The organism is Flavobacterium sp. (assembly GCF_031423415.1).
In the GTDB taxonomy this organism is placed as follows: domain Bacteria; phylum Bacteroidota; class Bacteroidia; order Flavobacteriales; family Flavobacteriaceae; genus Flavobacterium.
The window spans coordinates 1-19,192 of sequence record NZ_JANPFL010000186.1 but is presented as its reverse complement, the minus strand read 5'-3'; the positions used below and the strand labels follow the sequence as shown (position 1 = coordinate 19,192).

At 34.2% G+C, this 19,192-nt stretch carries 14 protein-coding genes; 6 read left to right on the top strand and 8 right to left on the bottom strand.

Features of this window, described 5'->3' with window-relative positions; all coding sequences use genetic code 11:
* Window positions 1-2: 2 nt before the first annotated feature.
* From RMO83_RS15775 to RMO83_RS15740, 8 genes are all read right to left on the bottom strand, one after another.
* Window positions 3-1,226, bottom strand: a complete 1,224-nt coding sequence (locus RMO83_RS15775) for a DNA cytosine methyltransferase (protein ID WP_310560661.1) — start codon at window positions 1,224-1,226, stop codon at window positions 3-5.
* Window positions 1,227-1,532, bottom strand: a complete 306-nt coding sequence (locus RMO83_RS15770) for a helix-turn-helix domain-containing protein (RefSeq protein WP_300058794.1) — start codon at window positions 1,530-1,532, stop codon at window positions 1,227-1,229. It abuts the gene before it with no gap.
* Window positions 1,533-1,633: 101 nt separating this feature from the next.
* Entirely contained in the window at window positions 1,634-2,518 is an 885-nt protein-coding gene (locus tag RMO83_RS15765; protein WP_310560660.1) for a hypothetical protein, read from the bottom strand.
* Window positions 2,519-2,541: 23 nt separating this feature from the next.
* Window positions 2,542-2,814, bottom strand: coding sequence for a helix-turn-helix domain-containing protein (locus RMO83_RS15760; protein ID WP_310560659.1), 273 nt, complete (start codon window positions 2,812-2,814; stop codon window positions 2,542-2,544).
* Between the two features lie 2 nt (window positions 2,815-2,816).
* Window positions 2,817-3,113: a helix-turn-helix domain-containing protein gene (locus RMO83_RS15755; protein ID WP_310560658.1), complete on the bottom strand. Its 297-nt coding sequence runs from the start codon at window positions 3,111-3,113 to the stop codon at window positions 2,817-2,819.
* Window positions 3,114-3,207: 94 nt separating this feature from the next.
* Window positions 3,208-4,629, bottom strand: coding sequence for a hypothetical protein (locus tag RMO83_RS15750; RefSeq protein WP_310560657.1), 1,422 nt, complete (start codon window positions 4,627-4,629; stop codon window positions 3,208-3,210).
* 37 nt (window positions 4,630-4,666) lie between these two features.
* On the bottom strand, window positions 4,667-5,968 hold the full coding sequence (locus RMO83_RS15745; RefSeq protein WP_310560656.1) for a site-specific integrase: 1,302 nt from the start codon (window positions 5,966-5,968) through the stop codon (window positions 4,667-4,669).
* A gap of 323 nt (window positions 5,969-6,291) precedes the next feature.
* Window positions 6,292-7,059 (bottom strand): helix-turn-helix domain-containing protein, encoded by a 768-nt coding sequence (locus tag RMO83_RS15740; protein WP_310560655.1) that lies wholly within the window; start codon window positions 7,057-7,059, stop codon window positions 6,292-6,294.
* A 182-nt stretch (window positions 7,060-7,241) separates the two neighbouring features.
* Here RMO83_RS15740 and dinB point away from each other — a divergent pair, with 182 nt between their 5' ends.
* The 6 genes from dinB to RMO83_RS15710 all read left to right on the top strand — a co-directional run bounded on the left by dinB (window position 7,242) and on the right by RMO83_RS15710 (window position 19,042).
* Entirely contained in the window at window positions 7,242-8,402 is a 1,161-nt protein-coding gene (gene dinB / locus RMO83_RS15735) for a DNA polymerase IV (RefSeq protein WP_310560684.1), read from the top strand.
* A gap of 154 nt (window positions 8,403-8,556) precedes the next feature.
* Window positions 8,557-11,670 (top strand): DNA polymerase III subunit alpha, encoded by a 3,114-nt coding sequence (locus RMO83_RS15730; RefSeq protein WP_310560654.1) that lies wholly within the window; start codon window positions 8,557-8,559, stop codon window positions 11,668-11,670.
* A gap of 164 nt (window positions 11,671-11,834) precedes the next feature.
* Entirely contained in the window at window positions 11,835-16,604 is a 4,770-nt protein-coding gene (locus RMO83_RS15725) for a glycosyl hydrolase (protein ID WP_310560653.1), read from the top strand.
* 393 nt (window positions 16,605-16,997) lie between these two features.
* Window positions 16,998-17,228, top strand: a complete 231-nt coding sequence (locus tag RMO83_RS15720; RefSeq protein ID WP_310560652.1) for a hypothetical protein — start codon at window positions 16,998-17,000, stop codon at window positions 17,226-17,228.
* 4 nt (window positions 17,229-17,232) lie between these two features.
* Window positions 17,233-17,955, top strand: coding sequence for a DUF6261 family protein (locus RMO83_RS15715; protein ID WP_310560651.1), 723 nt, complete (start codon window positions 17,233-17,235; stop codon window positions 17,953-17,955).
* 256 nt (window positions 17,956-18,211) lie between these two features.
* Window positions 18,212-19,042, top strand: coding sequence for a hypothetical protein (locus RMO83_RS15710; protein WP_310560650.1), 831 nt, complete (start codon window positions 18,212-18,214; stop codon window positions 19,040-19,042).
* Window positions 19,043-19,192 lie beyond the last annotated feature (150 nt).

Below are 19,192 nucleotides of genomic sequence, written 5' to 3'. Positions count from 1 at the left end.
AATTATAAATTTTTCATTAAATGTTCCACCATCGCTTTACCCAATAATGTTGGAACAGCATTTCCTATTTGTTTGTGAATAGACCTTCTTGAACCAACAAAATTATAATCCTCTGGAAAAGTTTGTATTGCTGCAATTTCTTTTAAACGCAATCTTCTATTATTCCAATGAAAAGGACCTTCCCAATGTCCCGGTGATGCAATTATCGTCCAAGATGGTTGTGCTGGATGCAATTTTAATAAGAATGTCCAATATCTTTTACCTGCAATAAATTTTGGATTTGGATAACCTCTATTTTCAGTTAAAGCTATATAATTTTGCCCTGGAGGAACAGCTAATAAATCTTCAAAATATTTACCCTCTGTAGAATCGTAATCGTCACTATAAGCAAAATCATCATATTTACCAATCCAATCAATTACACGTTCATAAGGTTTAAGATTTGAATCTAATATAATTTCTTTACTTGAGCCATTTGTTTTAATTGGACTTGTTTTTATTTCCTTTTTTGAAGCTATAAAAAATACACGCTTTCTTTTCTGTGGTACTCCAAACTCAATACCGTTTGCTCTATAAACTATATATTTATAACCTAATTTATCGATAGTCTCTTCAAGTGCTGCTACTGCATCTACATTTTTAGGATGAAGTAAGCTTTCTACATTTTCCAAAATAAAACCATCAGGTTTTAACTCTTCAATCATTCTCAAATACTGACCAATCATATTTCGTGGATCATCACTGCCTAATCTATTTTCGTGAGTTTTCCAATATCCTGCTTTTGAAAATGGTTGACAAGGCGGACCACCTACTAATATCAATTTCTCTGGATTATTCTGCTTTATAATTGATGAATAATCCTTTGCATTCATCGCCTTTATATCTTTGTGAAAATGAGTTGTATGAGAAAAATAATTATTACTTTTCATTGTAGCAACACTATCTCTGTCAAAATCTAAACTTGAAATAACTTTAGAACCCGCCAATTGAGTTCCAATATCTAATCCTCCAGCTCCAGAGAAAAATCCAATTGTTTGTATTTTGCTATCAATAATTGCATCAATGTTATTATTTACAGTATATCCTCTATGGCTAAATTCAATATCAATAAAATCTTTTTTACCAAATTTTTTAAATTCATCTTCAAATAACATTAACTGTGGCTCTTGAACATATAGTAAAGATTCCTTCGGTAATTTGTATTTCTTAATTTTTGCAATTTCCATTTATTCTTTTTCTTTTTTTGAATGTTTAACGCTTTCTTCTGCCACCATCATTGCTTTTAATGCTGTGTTTTCGTCTTTTACCACATCATAAATTTGGTCAGCTAACCAAAGTGTTACTAATTCGTCAGGTACAACCTTTAGGATTTCAGCCAATTTTAATACTGTTTCTTTTTTTGCGTTTCTTTCTCCTCTTTCAATTTTACTTAATTGAGCTGTGTCCATATCAAGCAATGGTGCTAATTGCCGTAATAGCATTTTTTGCTCTTCTCTTAATATTCTAATTTTATTTCCGAATTGACTATTCATTGTTTATTTATTGACTTGTCACATATTGGCAAATATAAATAAAATCTTATAGTGGTTTTTTGAGATACTCTCTTTTTTTGAATTAGTTATTCACAGAATTTTTAAAGTGAAATTCTATACTGTGCAGTTTCCAAGTTTATAGTAGTTGGAATTTGCACACTTTTTAATAATTGTGCTTTTCGTTCTATTTGTCTTTTGATTTTGGTGTGCAAATTTTCAGCACCTAATTTATTGTAATATGTTTTCTTTTGATTGTTGAATTTGTTTCGATTTCCGTTTTTTAGAATATCTTCCCAGAAGTTAGTATTGAAAAATTTATCATCAATAGTTTTTGATTTATCAAATAATAAAATGTTTTCCCATTCGTTTAATAATGAATTTATTAGTGCGTTATAATAATTCATATCTGTTAGATTTTGAAGCGTAAACAATCCTAAACTATGAATAAATTTAGCTTGTTTTGTCTTTACTTCAAATCGAAATGTATTATTACAATGGTTTGGAAATTGCACACTTTTGTCGTAGGCTTTTATCTGTTTGTACGCTTCGTTACCTGCTATTTTATAGTCAAAGTTTTTAGGTCTATTAAATGGTCTTTTCTCGTGATAGATTATATTTAGAATTAAATCCGATACTAAAATGTTTGGATTGATATTTACTCCATATTCTAAATTAATTAGATAACATTTATTCAAATCAAGACTAAAAATAGTTTTGATTTCAATAATTGTATCAATGCAATCTGAAATATAAAAATCATTAGCATTATGAGGTTCATCATTGAAATAACAGTGAATGCTTCCTTTTATTTCCAGTCTGTTTTGATACTTTGTAAAATAAAGGTTCTTGTAACTCTTGGTTACTAATTCCTTAATTTCATCATCAAATCGCTTTTCAGATTTACCCTCATACACTAAAATATTGTTGTTCCAAACTTCGTTTATTAGTGTTTCGTCAGTGATTTTTATCTTGATAAAATCTATCATTCTCTAAAAAATAAATTTTGCAATTACTTTTTAAATGGTCGATAGTTATTGTCAAGCATTGTATTAATATCCTGAATTTTATAGACAATTTTATTGTTTATCTGACTGTATGCAATCAATCCTTTTTCTCTCCAATTGGCAGCAGTACCTGGACTAATTTTGAACAGCCTTTGAAACTCATCATTGTCAATAATTACTTTATCGAATACTTTTTCTTGCTTCTTGGTAACCAATTTTGTTAGTTCTTCCAAGCGTTTTTCGATGTTATTTAAGCTGTCTTGAAATGGGTGGCTCATCGTTATGCTTTTTTAGGATTGATACTAATTAAAGCTTGTTCTATTTCTGAACGCTTATACCTGATGAGGTTTCCAAGTCGGTACGGATTTAGGATTTTCTTTTTGTTCCAATCGGAAAGTGTAACCAAAGATACTTTTAGTATTTCGGCTGTTTCTTGTCGAGTAAGGTACTCTTGCGGAGTGATTGGTTGGAAATTTTGAGCTAAAGATTTAAGCTCTGTTCTAACATCTGATAAGATGCTTTCTTTGAATTCTTCTGGAGAAACTCCAAATACTTGTGTCATTTTACTTTGTTCCATCTTGATATATATTTTATCGTTATTGATGGTACAAAGCTATTGTGAGGTTTGCTGTTTCTTATTGTTGGAGTAACTCCAAAAGGTACTCCAGAGGTTACTCCAAGTTATTTAAAAGTTGCTGAACTTTATCTAAATCCCTTTGATAACCAGCACCTAATTCAGATTTCTTTAATTCGAGTTTTTCAATTGCTGTTTTTATATTCTTCTCGTTTTTACCTAACAATTGGCTTATTAGTTTTGCTTTTTTAGTGTTTGGTTTGTTTTCGAAAGTATCGGCACTAAATACTCCTAATTTATCTAAAAGTATGATTGCTTGATTAACCGATAATTGGTTTGCGTTTTCAGTTTCAATAATTATGTTTTCGTTAATTGTCATTTTGGATTCAAAATATTCAATCAATTTGTTAGCATAATATCTACAGAAGTATTGATAAAAGTCTAATTGTGCATTATAAGCTTTATCCTTTTCAGGAGAAAACTTTTCCATATCGTTATAGTGAGTATTTAATACCAGTTCAATTGGATTGCCTTGAAATGAATTGTTTAAAATTGGGTCCAATCCTATTTGGTATTCATTAAACCATTTTTTTACATAATGAATATCTGCATTTTTATTATAATTTCGTTTTTCAACTTCATTAATTTTAAACTCTAAATGATCGTTTCTATTAACTCCTTTCTCTTGAAGCTCTGTAAGTGTTTCGGATTTTATTTCCTTTAAACAAAGTTGCAAATCAATCATAACCCCAATTGCAGTACTCTTTTTTAGAATTGTATAATCATCAATCAATTCACAAAACTTATCAAAATAGGTGTCTTTCTTATTCATAGTGCTTACTGGTTGTGATTGTTCTACTTTTAATTTTGCTTTTTTTAGTTTACTAACAGGACTTAACTCTTTAATTTTTTCTAATTCAAATACAAATCGGTGACCAATGTGAAATAATTTGAAAGGCAAAAAACTTAAAAGTTTATATCGTTGAATATGAAATTCTAAAAAATAATCGCTCGTATTAAATGGTAATAAATTTTTAGGACTATCACCCGAATTTAACTTCTGAATTATGCTTTTTATTTCAATATTAGTAGTTGTGCTTGAATAATCTCTTTTTGAAAAAAAGGTTTCTAAAGTTTGCGTGTCGGCATCATCGTATAAAATTGCACAATATCTGGACTTCTCATTTTCAACATAAAAATCATTTTTAAGTACATTCAATTTCACTTTAGCAGCTTGAATATTAAAATTTAAAAACTTTTCAATTTCTTCATTTTTTCTTTTTGAAACCTCTAAATAAATATCGGAAATAGACTTTTGAAAAAGTAATTTGGCATCATTAATTATTTCATTTTGCCTTATTTGAATAAATTCGTGAGTTTGCTCGTAATACTTCTTATCCTGATAATGAACTAACACAAAATGTTTTTCATAATCTACTTCTTCGGCATAAGGTTGTATGATGAAATCTAAATAATAGTTTTCACCCAATAGGTTAATAAAGTTCGTTACATTCTGCATAAAGGATTTTGAAGGCTTAAATATATTAAACTTTATCTTACTTTACTATTTTCATCTTTTTCTCTTCAATATCCTGTTCTTCGTTTTGCTTATTCCAATAGTCTTTTAATTTTTCGGCTTTCTCGGTATTGGTAATTTTAACGTATTTCAAAAATTGAGTTTCTGTTTGATGTCCTGTAACTCCCATAATGGTCAAATTATCTAATTTGCCATATAGATTTGTGGCAAAGGAACGACGACAAATGTGTGATGATACTAATTCCCATTTTTCGAAAATTCCTTCTTCTTTTCGCTTTGTATCTTTGTTTATTTTAGAACCTTGAGTTAATTCTGTGAATTTTGCTACTCTGCATAATTCTTTAACGTGTTCATTGAATTTTTGGTCAGAAATAGCTCTTGGAAATCCGTTCCTTTTTTCTAAAATAGCTTTTACTTGTTTGTGTAGTGGAATAGTAACTGTCTGCCCTGTTTTTTGTGTTTCAATTTCAATATAGCCGTTTTTGATATTAGCATCTTTTAATCTTAAAAAGTCTGAAATTCTTAACCCTGTTCTCAATCCAATAATAAATAAATCTCTTGTGTTTTCTAATCGTTCCACTCCTTTAAAATCGTGATTAAAAATTGTATCAATTTCATCATTTCTTAAATAAATGCTATCAGCTGTAATTTTTGGAACAAAAAAGTTAGGATGTTCAATATGTGGATGCACCGGCAAACCTTTTAATTTTGCATCTCTGGCAATTGTTTTTACAGTTCCGATATAGTTTCCGATTGTCCCTAAATTTATCTTCTGTTCTTGGGATAAGAAATTTATAAATCTATCATAGAAAGTCAAATCTAAATCAGTAAATTTTAGCTTTGTTTTAAAGCGTTCTTCATACTCTTTTAGCTTGTTGAGTGTTGTATTATACTTTGTGATAGTTCCTTTAGCTATCGCCTTATTTTTACCTTTTATTATACGAGTAGGAGCATTTTTAATAAACGTATCAATGAAAGGAATAAAAAATATTTGGTCAACGGCTGTTTCGTCAATTGGTCGATTAAAGAAATTTGCAATCTTCTTTCTTAACCAGTGCTTGTCAATAAACTCACCTTTGCTATTATCGGAATTGAATTCATCAAATATGAATTTTTCAAGTTCTGAAAGTTTTTGATTAACTTCGTCTTTTGTAGTATCATCAGCAGTAAGTTTGACTTTTTGTTTAGCTGCACTCCATTTTTTAGGTTCTACCTTTAGATCTGTTGTAGCTGTTAAATCGCATTTTCTGCCATTTTTGAAACGCAAAAGTATATTTGTTGCGTTTTTTTCTCCTTTAATAAGGTAGTTAATAGTTGCCATTGGTACGGAATTATTAGGTTTTTCAACACTTTAAAGATACAAAATTATCCCCACATAATCCCCACATTGACTATATTTATATATAATTTACTTAATTTTACTTAACTATCATATATTAAAAAACCCTTATTTTACAAGGGTTAACGGTTGTTTTAGTAAGATTTGATATGTATAGAAAAAGTAGGTGCTTGTTCCTCTTTCTCCGCCAGTAGAAATACAAATTGAATTAAAACCCTTTGAATCGTATGATTTTAAGGGTTTTTTCTTTTTAACACATATCAAATTATTCATTCAATCTTAATTGGAAAGGGACAAAGCGACCTCTAAACTTTCCTCAACTCACTAATTTCCAAACGCAATTGTTGAAACATCTCTTTTACATTCATAACTCCTAAATCGTCTGGTTGAAATTCTTGAGTGCAGAAACTACAAACGTGTTCCCAAATCTCAAGTATTTCATTGGCTTTTACTTCATAGGGTTTATATCCAATATTGTCAGAATGAAATACAAAAATAGTCTCTCTTTTGGGTTTTCTATAAATTCTCTTATATACAATTCCGTCGTTTCTACTCAACACAACATAAGTTTTCCCATCTTTTATATCCGCCAACTTTTCAATGTACTTGCCAACAATGAATGATTTGTCATTGTGTGGTGGCATCGAATTTCCTTCAATAGGAAAGGCTCTGAATTTTCCTTTGGTTAAAAATGGCAAATGCATCTGTTGCAATTTTTCTATAAATTCAGGATCACTATAACCACTTAAATAACCAGCTTTGGCTTTGTAAGGCAAAATTTCAATATAATCTCTTCCAGATTTATCAATTATAATTGGTAGCAAAAGTCTATTATCTTCCATTTTCAATAAGCTATCCAATGGTATTTTTTGTAAATCTACATTTATCAAAATATCAATACTGACGTGAAAGTATTTTGAAATTCTTTTCAGAATTTCAAATGGAGGTTCGCTTTTGCCTTCTTCATATTTAGCAAATCGAACTCTAGTGATTATTAAATCATCGGAGAGTTTTTGTTGCGAAATTCCTATTTGATTTCGCAATAATCGGATGTTATCAGAGAATATAGACATTGATACAATTTATATCAACAAAGATAATACTATTTGATACAAAATGAAATAATTTTGTAAAAAAAAGCCCAAGCCCTAACCCCCAAAGGAGGAATTGAAACCTGGGAATTGAAACCTACAAACAAAAATATATGAAAACAACTTCAACAGCTTCTACTCCCTCTCCTTTGGGGAGGGCTGGGGTGGGGAGAGCAATAGTACATATGGATTTGGACACATTTTTTGTTTCCTGCGAACGATTAATCAACCCAAAACTGATTGGTTTGCCAATTATTGTTGGCGGCAGTTCTGATCGTGGCGTGGTAGCATCCTGTTCTTACGAAGCTCGAAAATTTGGAGTTCGTTCTGCAATGCCTATTAAATACGCTCTCAGACTTTGCCCGCAAGCATCTGTAGTTAGAGGCGATATGGAATTTTATTCTAACAAATCACACGAAGTGACTGCTATTTTAAAAGAAGTAGCACCAATAGTTGAGAAAGCCAGCATCGATGAATTTTATTTAGACCTAACCGGAATGGATAAGTTTTTTGGTTGCTACAAATGGACATCTGAATTATCCTCAAAAATCATAAAAGAAAGTGGTTTGCCCATAAGTTTTGCAGTTTCTGTAAATAAAACAGTTTCTAAAATTGGTACAGGAGAAGCCAAGCCTTTGGGGAAATTAGAAATAATCGAAACCAACGTAAGACCATTTTTAAACCCATTGCCAATCCAAAAAATACCAATGTTGGGCGATGTTACCTTTCAATTATTATCCAGAATTGGAATTAGAAATATCCAGACATTATCCCAAATGCCAGTCGAAGTTTTACAACAAATGATCGGTAAAAATGGTATTGAAATTTGGAAAAAAGCCAACGGAATAGACAACAATCCTGTAGAACCATATACCGAGAGAAAATCGATATCCACTGAACATACTTTTGAAACCGATACTATTGATATTTACAATATCAAATCTTTAATTACAGGTATGGTCGAAAAATTATCCTATCAATTGCGTTCAGAAGGCTTTTTAGCCTCGACCGTTGTGATTAAAATTCGGTATAATAATTTTGATACCGAAACCAAGCAAATCAAAATTCCTTACACTGCTTTCGACCATATTTTAACGAAAACAGCCATAGAACTTTTTGAGAAAGTATATACCCGAAGAATGCGTTTGCGTTTGGTCGGAATACGTTTTACTGGATTAGTTCGCGGTACGTATCAAATCAATATGTTCGAAGACACCACCGAAATGCTTTCACTATATCAAGCTATTGATAAAATTAAAAATAGGTTTGGTTCCGATGCTGTTTCCCGGTGTTCGGGTACGATTATGAAACAAAAAATAAAATAAAATTAATGAATTTGGGCGTTACCACAAGGGTCGGGCTATCATTCCAATCTTTTTGACAAACCTATAAGGTTTTGAAAACCTTATAGGTTTGTCAAAAAGGATTTTCCCTTCTATCCCTAACGCAAACCCCAAAACCAACCAACGAAACCAATTAATGACAGATCAAAACCCAACAGCAGTTTTGGCTCCCTCTCCTTCGGGGAGGGTCGGGGTGGGGCCTCTCAACTGCCATTCTTATCACAGCCTTCGTTATGGAACCATTCCGTTAGAGGATTTGGTGGCGCAAGCCAAAATTTGCGGTGCCACTGCATTGGCATTGACAGATATTAACACCGTTACTGGCATTTATGACTTCACCAAACAATGCAAAGAAGCCAATATCAAACCAATAGTAGGTGTTGAGTTCAGACAAGACAACCAGCTGCTTTTTATTGGCTTGGCCAAAAACCAAAAAGGGATTGGCGAAATGTGTCGTTTGCTGACCCATCACAATCTATCTAAAACCAATTTACCAATTGTTGCACCAGCATTCGAAAACGTATTTGTTATTTATCCAACCAGCAATATTCCTAGCGAGTCGCGGAATTTTGAATACATTGGCATTCGTCCAGAAGAAGTTATCAAATTATTCAAACCCGAATGGAAATCTATAATTCAGAAATCGGTTATCCTGCAACCAGTTACTTTCAGAACCAAAAAGGAATTCAATTTACATCGCATTCTTCGTGCCATTGACAACAATACTTTATTATCAAAATTGACCGAAGACGATATTTGCAAAACTTCTGAAAAAATGACAAGTACCGATGAATTACTTGAAAATTATATTGAATATCCTGAGATTATAAAAAACACCGAATATGTAATCGAAAATTGCAATTTCGAATTCGAGTTTAAGACTCCACGAAACAAAAAATTCTATACTAAAAGTAAGGAAGGCGACCGTTTATTATTGGAAAATTTAGCAAAAAGTGGATTAAAAAAACGTTACGGAAATGATAATAAAGAAGCCCAAGCGAGAGTTTTAAAAGAGTTAAAAGTAATCAATGATTTAAACTTTGGCGGCTATTTTCTAATCACTTGGGACATTATTCAATACAGCAAAAGTCAAGGTTTTATGCACGTTGGACGTGGCAGTGGAGCTAATAGTATTGTGAGTTATTGCCTCGGAATTACCAACATTTGTCCTATTGAATTGGATTTATATTTTGAACGATTTCTAAACGAAAACCGAAAATCTCCCCCCGATTTTGATATCGATTGGTCCTGGCGCGAACGCGATTTTATTTTAGAGTATATTTTTAAACGATTTGACCCCAATCACGTGGCGTTTTGTGGTACCAATGTCGAATTCAAATACCGATCTATTTTTAGAGAAGTGGGTAAAGTTTTTGGATTGTCTAAAGACGAACTCGATGGATTGGCTAAAGCCAAAGGGCGGCAAAGAGAAAGTAATTCGGTGGTGAAATATGTCGAAGAATATGGAATGATGCTAGAGAAATATCCAAACCAACGCAGTATGCACTCTTGCGGAATTATCATTTCTGAAGAACCAATTACCAATTTTACAGCGCTAGAAATGCCTCCAAAAGGTTTCCCAATTGTACAATTTGATATGCACGTTGCTGAAGATATTGGTTTTGAAAAATTCGATATCCTCAGTCAACGCGGTTTGGGCACCATTGATGAAGCTGTTAAGATTATTGAAAAAAACAGAGGAATTAAAATTGACATTAACGATATATCATTATCAAAAAATGAAATCAAATGCAATGAGTTTTTAAGTATTGGCAAAACAATAGGTTGCTTTTATATAGAAAGTCCAGCAATGCGTGGTTTGTTGCGACGATTAAAATGCGATAATTACAAAACGCTTGTTGCTGCTTCAAGTATCATTCGGCCAGGAGTTGCTCAAAGTGGAATGATGCGAGAATACATTTTTAGGCACAACAATCCTGATAAATTTGACTATTTTCACGATGTTTTCAAAGAACAGCTTGGCGAAACCTACGGCGTTATGGTTTATCAAGAAGATGTTATAAAAATTGCATTGCACTACGGCGGACTAACTGCGGCGTATGGCGATATTTTGCGACGAGCCATCAGCGGAAAAGGGCGTTCGTTGGCAGAACTTCAGAGTGTGAAAGACCAATTTTTTGTTTCTTGCAAAGCACAAGGACATTCAGAAAAACTCAGCGAAGAAGTGTACCGACAAATAGAAAGTTTTGCAGGATACTCCTTTTGTAAAGCGCATTCTGCTTCCTATGCTGTAGAAAGTTACCAAAGTTTATATTTAAAAACCTACTACGGCATTGAGTTTATGGTAGCCGCAATCAATAATGGTGGTGGTTTTTACAGACCTGAAATTTATATTCACGAAGCTAAAATGAGTGGTGCAACTATTCATAATCCGTGTATAAACAAAAGTGTTTACGACACGACCGTTTACGGAATTGATGTCTATTTGGGTTTTATGCTTTTAAAAAATTTGAACAGTGATTTTATTTTCAACATCGTTTCTGAAAGAGAGAAAAATGGCGAATTTAAATCTATTGAAAATTTTATAAACAGAGTTCCATCAGGTTTAGAAAGTATTCAAACACTGATATTTATTGGAGCATTTCGAAGTATTGGTAAAACAAAAAGTCAATTGATTATCGAAGCTCGAATGCTTTTAACCAATCATAAGTTTGAAACAAACGTTCCTTTGCTAATTTCAGCACCTACTAAAGAATTCAAATTTCCAATGATAGAACGTTCCTCACTAGAAGATGCATTTGACGAAATGGAACTAGTCGGTTTTCCGGTTTCGTGTTCGCCTTTCGATTTATTAGAAACAAACTATAAAAGTGTTGTCGTCGCTAAGAATCTTAATGACTATTTAAAAAAAGAAGTCAAATTACTTGCTTATTTGGTGTCGATTAAACAAGTACCAACCAAAATGGGAATGATGTTTTTTGGCACTTGGATAGATGCAAACGGAGATTATTTTGATACGGCTCACTTTCCTAAAAGTCTCATCAACTATTCCTTCAAAGGTGGCGGATGTTATTTGCTTTTGGGTACAGTCGAAGTGGATTATCACTTTCCAACCATTACTATTTCAAAAATGGCGAAAATGCCGTTCAAACCCGACCCAAGATATGCCAATTCAAATGCATTACAATTCAAGGCAACGGAACAACTTCGTGGAGATATCAGCACTACAGAAAGAGCTCCTTATCCACAAGAACACGAAATTAATTTGCCGAGGGTTAAGATGGTTTAGTGTGCATAAAAAATTAAATATAACGATACAAACAATATGTCACTTATACATTTGAAGAGACAAATGAGATTTAAAACGTATTGTGTATAGTTTTTATATCATTTTCAATCTGCGCACTTGGGAGTTATTTCAATATATTTGAAAAGAAATCAAATAGTTGTAGCATGAAAACCAGAATATCTAAATTTAGTAAAAAAAGCATCTTCATTTTTTTGACAACCATTTTATTCACAACCATCTCAACCGCTCAGTTCGTTACTGCTGGCAGTGGCAGTTACAGAACTACTTTTCCCGGAAAGGATGTGGCTGGCAGAAATAACTATCCTTCTGGCATACCCTATTTGAGCGGAAATGCAGTAGGAAAGCCAGTTCCAACCAGTGATTGGTGGTCAGCTTTGGTTAAAAACGGTACTGCATCGAATCTTTTTAATTATCCTTACACTATGAAAACCACTTCCAACGGATTGGTAGTGAGTTATATTCCAACGGGGGTGATTGATGATTTATTGCCAATGATTGTTGGCGTTTCAGGAATGGTAGCTACAAAGACAACCGTTTCTGATTATTCCGATTGGACCGTAACCATGGATTGGAACGATGGAACACATAATTTCCAAACTACTTCAGGCGTGGGAATGCCTTTCTTGTATTTTACCAAAAAATCCACCGATGTGGCACAAATTACGGTAAACTTTGGAACAGTTGTCATCTCTAACGAAATGTTGGTCGCCACTAATGTGAAAAATGGTGCTGATTTTGCAATTTATGCACCCAAAGGAAGTACTTGGACTAAAAATGGTAATGTTTATACCTCCACTTTAAATGGGCAAAATTATTGGTCAATGGCTTTTATTCCGCTGACTGCTTCAAATGTTACCACAGTGGCAAATGAATATAAAAAATACGCTTATGTTTTTCCTGTAAAAACAACAGCCACTTATTCGTATAATGAAGCAACCTCTGTAATGCACACTGATTTTAATGTCCAAACAGAAGTAAAAGAAGGAGTCGAAACCAATATGCTACTCGGTTTACTTCCGCATCAATGGGCACATTTGGCTCCAGGTTCTCCCATTCCAAACAAATACAGTTATGCCGTTATTAGAGGCGAAATGAAAACTATGGCAGGCAACAGTTTTAGTGTCGAAAATACTTTTCACGGAATACTTCCCACCTTGCCTTATGTTGATAATTACAGTACTGGTTTTGTACCCGCTGATCTTACCGAAAAGATCGCCTCATTAGAAAACAGCATAATGCCAACTTGGACCGATTCCTATAACGAAGGCCAATTTTTTAATCAATTGATGCAAACGGCACGTATTGCTAATGAAATGGGCAATATTGTGGCTCGAGATAAGATGCTAGCCACTATTAAAACCCGACTTGAAAACTGGTTTAAAGCCGAAAATGGAGAAGTGGCTTTCCTGTTTTATTATAATTCTACTTGGAATTCTGCCATTGGCTATCCTGCAGGATATGGCCAAGATTTGGGTTTAAATGACAAACAATTTCATTGGGGATATTTTATTCAAGCGGCCGCTTTTGTAGAACAATTCAGTCCGGGTTGGGCAGTCCAATGGGGCGAAATGGTAAATTTAATCGTTCGCGATGCAGCAGCTTATGATCGTAACGACACGATGTTTCCTTATTTGAGAAATTTTAATCCCTATGAAGGACACAGTTGGGTGGATGGTTTTGCTAACAATCCACAAGGAAATAATATGGAGTCCAGTTCAGAAAGTATGGTTTTTAATGCTTCGTTGATTCATTGGGGAGAAGCATCAGGAAATAAAACCATTCGGGACTTGGGAATTTATCTTTATACCACGGAGCAAACCGGCATCGAAGAATATTATATGGATACTAGTGACCGCAATTTTCCTCCTTCCCAAAAATACAGTTTAGTGTCTCGTGTGTGGTCAAATAGTATTGACAATGGCACTTTTTGGACTGGTGATATTGCCGCTTCTTACGGCATTGAATTGTACCCGATTCACGGAGGATCACTGTATTTAGGCCAAGATACGGCTTATGTCACCAAGCTTTGGAATGAAATTGAAGCCAATACTGGAATTTTGAGCAATCAGGTCAATCCCAATTTATGGCACGATATTATGTGGGAATACCTAGCCTTTATTGATCCTCCAAAAGCAATTGGATTGTACAATTCCTATCCCAATAGAGAAATAAAATTCGGCGTTTCGGACGCGCAAACCTACCATTGGTTGCACGCCATGAATGCATTGGGAAGAGTGAATGCTACAATTACAGCCGATTGCTCCACAGCAACTGCATTTACACAAAATGGCCAAACCAATTATGTAGCGCAAAATTACTCCAACGCGCCAATAACGGTAACTTTTTTAACAGGATATCAACTCCAAGTCCCAGCTCGAAAAATGGTAACCAGCCTGGATTCTCCTATCACAGGAGTGTTAACTTCCTCTTTTCAGCAAGCCTACGTCAATGGTAGTGTGAAATTAGAGGTGACAGTGTCGAATGGAACTCCAATAAAAATAGAATTTATGGACGGAACAACTTCGCTAGGAGTAGTTACTTCCCCACCTTATACTTGGAATGCTACTAATTTAACATTGGGAATGCACTCCTTTTATGCAAGAATTTACGAAGATCCAACTACATTCAATGTTACCAATAGAGTAAATGTACAAGTGGGAAATCAAATGCCATTTGGTGGGACAGCTTGGCCCATTCCAGGAACAATTGAAGCTGGAAAATTTGACATTCTTGAGAATGGAAAAGGGCAAAATGTGGCTTATTTTGATGCCACCACAGCAAACTCGGGTGATTATCGATTAGACGAATCTGTAGATGCAAAAACTAACGCAACAGAAGGTACTACTGTTGGTTTCATTGCACCAAATGAATGGTTAGAATACACCGTAAATGTTACACAATCCGGTTTATATTCTTTTGCCTTTCGATATGCTTCAGGAATTGCAGCAGGTGGCGGTCCATTTCATTTAGAATTAGATGGTACAACCATTTCTGGAAACATCACCGTTCCGTCTACATCCACTACGTCTTGGAATATTTGGGCAACGAAAACAGTTACTAATATTCCACTTACTCCAGGAGAACACATCCTGCGTGTTGCTTTTTCTTCTGGTGAATTCAATTTAGCACGAATGACTTTTACTAGAACGGGAGCATTGAATTTTAGTTATCCTAAAGCAATGGCAGGACCAGATATCAAAGTGATTTTACCTTTGACTGCTACAACTATTGATGGTTCGGCAAGCACCGAATCTGCTGGAAAAGCCTTAACCTATTCTTGGTCTCAAAATTATGGCCCATCGGTGGTGCAATTTTCGGATATAAATGCTGTTAATCCAACAATAAGCGGATTGGTTGAAGGGGTGTATAGTATAAAATTGACCGTAACCAATACTGATTTACGTTCTGACGATGACGAGTTATTGATTTTGGTAACCAATACAGCCAATGCTTTACCTTCAGTTTCATTGGTTACACCAGCCGATAATGCAACATATATCGAAGGAAAAACCATTAGCATTACTGCCAATGCCAGCGATTTTGATGGAACCATTCAACAAGTAGATTTCTATCAAAACAATACTTTGATCAGTACAGATGCTGCTGCGCCGTATAGTGCTACTTGGAATCCAACCGTTGGGAATTATCCGCTTACGGCCAAGGCTACTGATAACTTAGGAGCCGTAGGCACATCACAAACCGTTACTATAACTATTGCACCCGATTTAGTGTGTAAAGAAACTTGGAAAGTTGCCAGTCAAGGAACATTTACAATTGGTTATAAATCTTCTTTTGAAACAGTAGGCACCAATGTCAATGTGACTTTTGAATTATTAGATACGGACAAAACGGGAGTTATTGCTTATTTATGGAAACAAACCCCTTTTGGAGAAACGGCGATGAAAAATGTTTCAGGAACTATTTTTACAGCTACTATTGGCGGGCAAACCAATGGTGCAATTATTACTTACGCATGTAAATTTATTTATTCCGGTGGATTTTCTGTTACTAAATATATCAATTATGTGGTGGGCGGCAATTGCACCTACATCAATGACATCCTACCTCCTACCAATTTTACGGCAAGCATTGGCGCCGTTACAAGTAATGCTGTTGAAGTAGTGTTGAACGCGAACGATAACTCAGGAACAGTGGTGTATGATATTGCTTATGGTACCTATGCGAAATCAACATCAAGCGCTTCGGGCGTGCAAAAATCCTTTTTGATCACTGGATTATTTCCAAGTACCAATTATAGTTTCAGTATTTCGGCAAGCGATTTATCTGGCAATCTTTTCGTTACTAATCCAATTGTACTTAATGCCACCACTTCTGCCAGCACGAATACAGAATGTGCAGGAATTGCAAAAGAGGCGTCTCAAGGTACGTTTGCTATAGGCTATAACTATGCTTTTCAAACCATTGGAACAGAGGTTACAATCACCTTTGAATTGCTGGATGAAAAAACGGGAGTGGTGGCTTATTTGTGGAAAAAAACACCCTTTGGAGAAACGGCAATGACCAATGTTTCGGGTAAAATTTTTACGAAAACCATCACGGGACAAACTCCGGGTTCAACGATTACTTACGCTGTAAAATTTGCTTTTGCAGGTGGACTGGCCGTGACGAAATACTATTCGTATGTAGTGGGGAATAGCTGCTCATTGGGCGTAGAAACGGTTTCGAAATCGAAAAATATTTTCTATCCAAATCCAGTGGAAAAGACTTTATTGCTGAATTTGACGGATAACCAAAACCGAATTTTCCTCAGCGATGTATTGGGTCGTAAATTATTTGATTCTTATGTACCATCCCATTATAGTTTAGATATGAGTACTTTCAAAACTGGAATTTATTTTTTAAGAGTGGAAAATGGGTATGGAATTGAACACCAAAAAATCATTAAGAAATAAAAAAATGCTCATTATAAAATAATGGCTCTACTGGCTTTTGTGTGAAAACAAACTGGATATAAATTTAAACCACATAGAATCGCTGTTAAAATTATTAAAAAGAGTGTCATAGAAAATACATTTTGCACATAGTAGCTATGTAAACTATGCAAAAGTGAAGCTTTCTAAAATTAAATCTATGTTGCCACACTAAAAACTATGTGGTTAAAAACTACATAACATTTCCAGTAGAAGCAAAATAATAATGCATCACTTTCGAGTGGTGCATTTTTTTTATTCCGAAAATATTTGGTAAAAAATAACTTTCAAAACAAAAATTTGTATCTTCGTAATGCTGATTTCAAAATCATAACCACTATGAAGTCCAACAGTTTAAGAAAAAAGTGCATTAAAATGAACCTATCGGGTGTTATTGTTTCCGAAAAATTGTTGCACCCTAGTAATGACTTTTCAGGAGCGTCCGAAAGCTTGTTGCACCCTAGCAATGACTTTTCGGGAGCGTCCGAAAGCTTGTTTCTACCTAGAAATGCCCTTTCGGGAATGTCCGAAAACTTGTTTCTACCTAGAAATGCTTTTTCGGACAAAAAATACAATTCAAACACAAGTATAACCTTTAAATTTTAAATTTATGAATGGAATTGATTTACCTAAGCTTCGTAATGCAGAATACCTGCAATTCATCAAGAACTATCTCGCCATTGTGCTGCGAAACGACCCAACAGTACTAAAAATCCTTGCCAAGTATGATGCACTCGTAGGCAAAGGCAACGAGCTGGACGCGCTCTTCAAAAAGATTTTGGCCAATGAAAAGACAGCCGAGATTCTAGCATTAGACGAGCGACGTGACGATGCCGTCAACGGCATTTACTATGTAGCACAGGGGTATGATTATCATTTTGACCCCACATTGAAATCCGCTGGTACCCTCATAAAAGAAAGCTTTAGCGTGTATGGTGGTGGCATATCAAGGCTGAACTATCAGGCAGAAACCGCCACAATTACGAGCCTTATTATGGATTGGGAAAACAAAGCTCCACTTGTAGGGGCGTTCACCACCCTCAACCTGACCGCCTGGAAAAACGAGCTGAAAGCTGCCAACATCGCCTTTGACGAAAAATTCCTAGACCGTACCCAAGAATATGGCGATGCCACACCTGAGAATTTAAAATCGAAACGTGAAGAAACCAACGTGGTGTACTATGCTCTAAGAGACCGAATAGACGCCTACCATTTGCTAGCAGAGACAACGCCATCGCCCTACACCACGGTGATCAACCAGCTTAATGCGCTGATAGATCAGTACAACAGCTTGCTGAACAACAGAGCGCCCGAAGTACCCCCAACCGCTTAAGAATTTGGCAATAGACCATACGACAAAGGCAGTAGTTTTTACTGCCTTTGTTTGCTTTGAAAGGGGTATAATAATTACTGAAAGTTGAATGCGATTAGAAAGATTTATTGATGATTTGTAAGAAAAAATTAATATATTTGAATATTAATAAATTCTGATTGCCGTCAGACCTATCCACCCAAAAGTGGAGTGATAGGTCTGATTTTGTCAGACCTATAAACGAGTTAGCCGTTATATTACCAAAAAACTGCAAAAAATGAAATTTCTGAAAATATTCATATTAGTAACTTCTATTTTTTCTTGTGAAATCTATTCACAAGAAAAAATAATTGTAAAATATGAAAACGGAAATTTAAAGTTTGAAGGATATTCAAAAAACAAAATTCTTGATAGCGTTTATAAAGAGTATTATGAAAACGGAAACTTAAAAGCCGAAGGGTTTTATAAAAATTGTAAATACGAAACTAACAAAAGAAAAATTTTTGTTCTTGGTTGTGGAGTTGGAAAAAAAATAGACAGTTTAATTTCTGGAACAAATCACGGAAATTATAAAACTTATTATCAAAATGGTAAACTTCAAAGCATATCAAATTTTCACTGTGGCTTAATGCAAGGAAATTTTTATTATTACTACGAAAATGGGAATTTAGAAATGCAAGAATTTTATTTTGAAGGTAAACTTAAAATGTCACAAAGTTTTAATGAAAAAGGATTTGTCGAAGAAATTAATAATATCGATTATCGAATTGAAAAAAATCTAGAATTAGAAACTAAAAACCATAAAGAATTTTATGAAAACGGTGATTTAAAAATTGAAAATAAAATTGTTGAGGAAGAAAATGATATTGAAACTGAATATTATAAAGAATATTACGAAAATGGATTTTTGAAAATTGAAAATACTCTAAAAAATAATTCAAAAAATGGAATTTACCGAGAATATTTTGAAAACGGAAATGCAAAATACGAAGGGAAATTTAAAGATGATAAACCAATAGAAAAACAATATTTTTATAACGAAAATGGAACTATATTGAAAATAGAAACTTGGAAAAAGAACAAATTGATTAATTCAACTAATCAATAAATACAACGGCTAACAGCTAGAGTTTCGTTGCGTGCGCAGCACGAACAATGAAACTCCTGTTGAACGGAACCGGAGTACCTGCCGTTAACACTATGGAGTTATCGTAAAGTTTTGAAAGAGAATTACAAGAGGCAAGTGAGCCTCTTTTTT

Excerpts from the sequence above, each read along its gene's own strand:
- RMO83_RS15745 (WP_310560656.1), bottom strand. The coding sequence starts at position 5,968 with ATGGCAACTATTAACTACCTTATTAAAGGAGAAAAAAACGCAACAAAT.
- RMO83_RS15725 (WP_310560653.1), top strand. The coding sequence starts at position 11,835 with ATGAAAACCAGAATATCTAAATTTAGTAAAAAAAGCATCTTCATTTTT.
- RMO83_RS15760 (WP_310560659.1), bottom strand. The coding sequence starts at position 2,814 with ATGAGCCACCCATTTCAAGACAGCTTAAATAACATCGAAAAACGCTTG.
- RMO83_RS15765 (WP_310560660.1), bottom strand. The coding sequence starts at position 2,518 with ATGATAGATTTTATCAAGATAAAAATCACTGACGAAACACTAATAAAC.
- RMO83_RS15720 (WP_310560652.1), top strand. The coding sequence starts at position 16,998 with ATGAACCTATCGGGTGTTATTGTTTCCGAAAAATTGTTGCACCCTAGT.
- RMO83_RS15755 (WP_310560658.1), bottom strand. The coding sequence starts at position 3,113 with ATGGAACAAAGTAAAATGACACAAGTATTTGGAGTTTCTCCAGAAGAA.
- RMO83_RS15750 (WP_310560657.1), bottom strand. The coding sequence starts at position 4,629 with ATGCAGAATGTAACGAACTTTATTAACCTATTGGGTGAAAACTATTAT.
- RMO83_RS15730 (WP_310560654.1), top strand. The coding sequence starts at position 8,557 with ATGACAGATCAAAACCCAACAGCAGTTTTGGCTCCCTCTCCTTCGGGG.
- RMO83_RS15770 (WP_300058794.1), bottom strand. The coding sequence starts at position 1,532 with ATGAATAGTCAATTCGGAAATAAAATTAGAATATTAAGAGAAGAGCAA.
- RMO83_RS15715 (WP_310560651.1), top strand. The coding sequence starts at position 17,233 with ATGAATGGAATTGATTTACCTAAGCTTCGTAATGCAGAATACCTGCAA.
- RMO83_RS15775 (WP_310560661.1), bottom strand. The coding sequence starts at position 1,226 with ATGGAAATTGCAAAAATTAAGAAATACAAATTACCGAAGGAATCTTTA.
- RMO83_RS15710 (WP_310560650.1), top strand. The coding sequence starts at position 18,212 with ATGAAATTTCTGAAAATATTCATATTAGTAACTTCTATTTTTTCTTGT.
- RMO83_RS15740 (WP_310560655.1), bottom strand. The coding sequence starts at position 7,059 with ATGTCTATATTCTCTGATAACATCCGATTATTGCGAAATCAAATAGGA.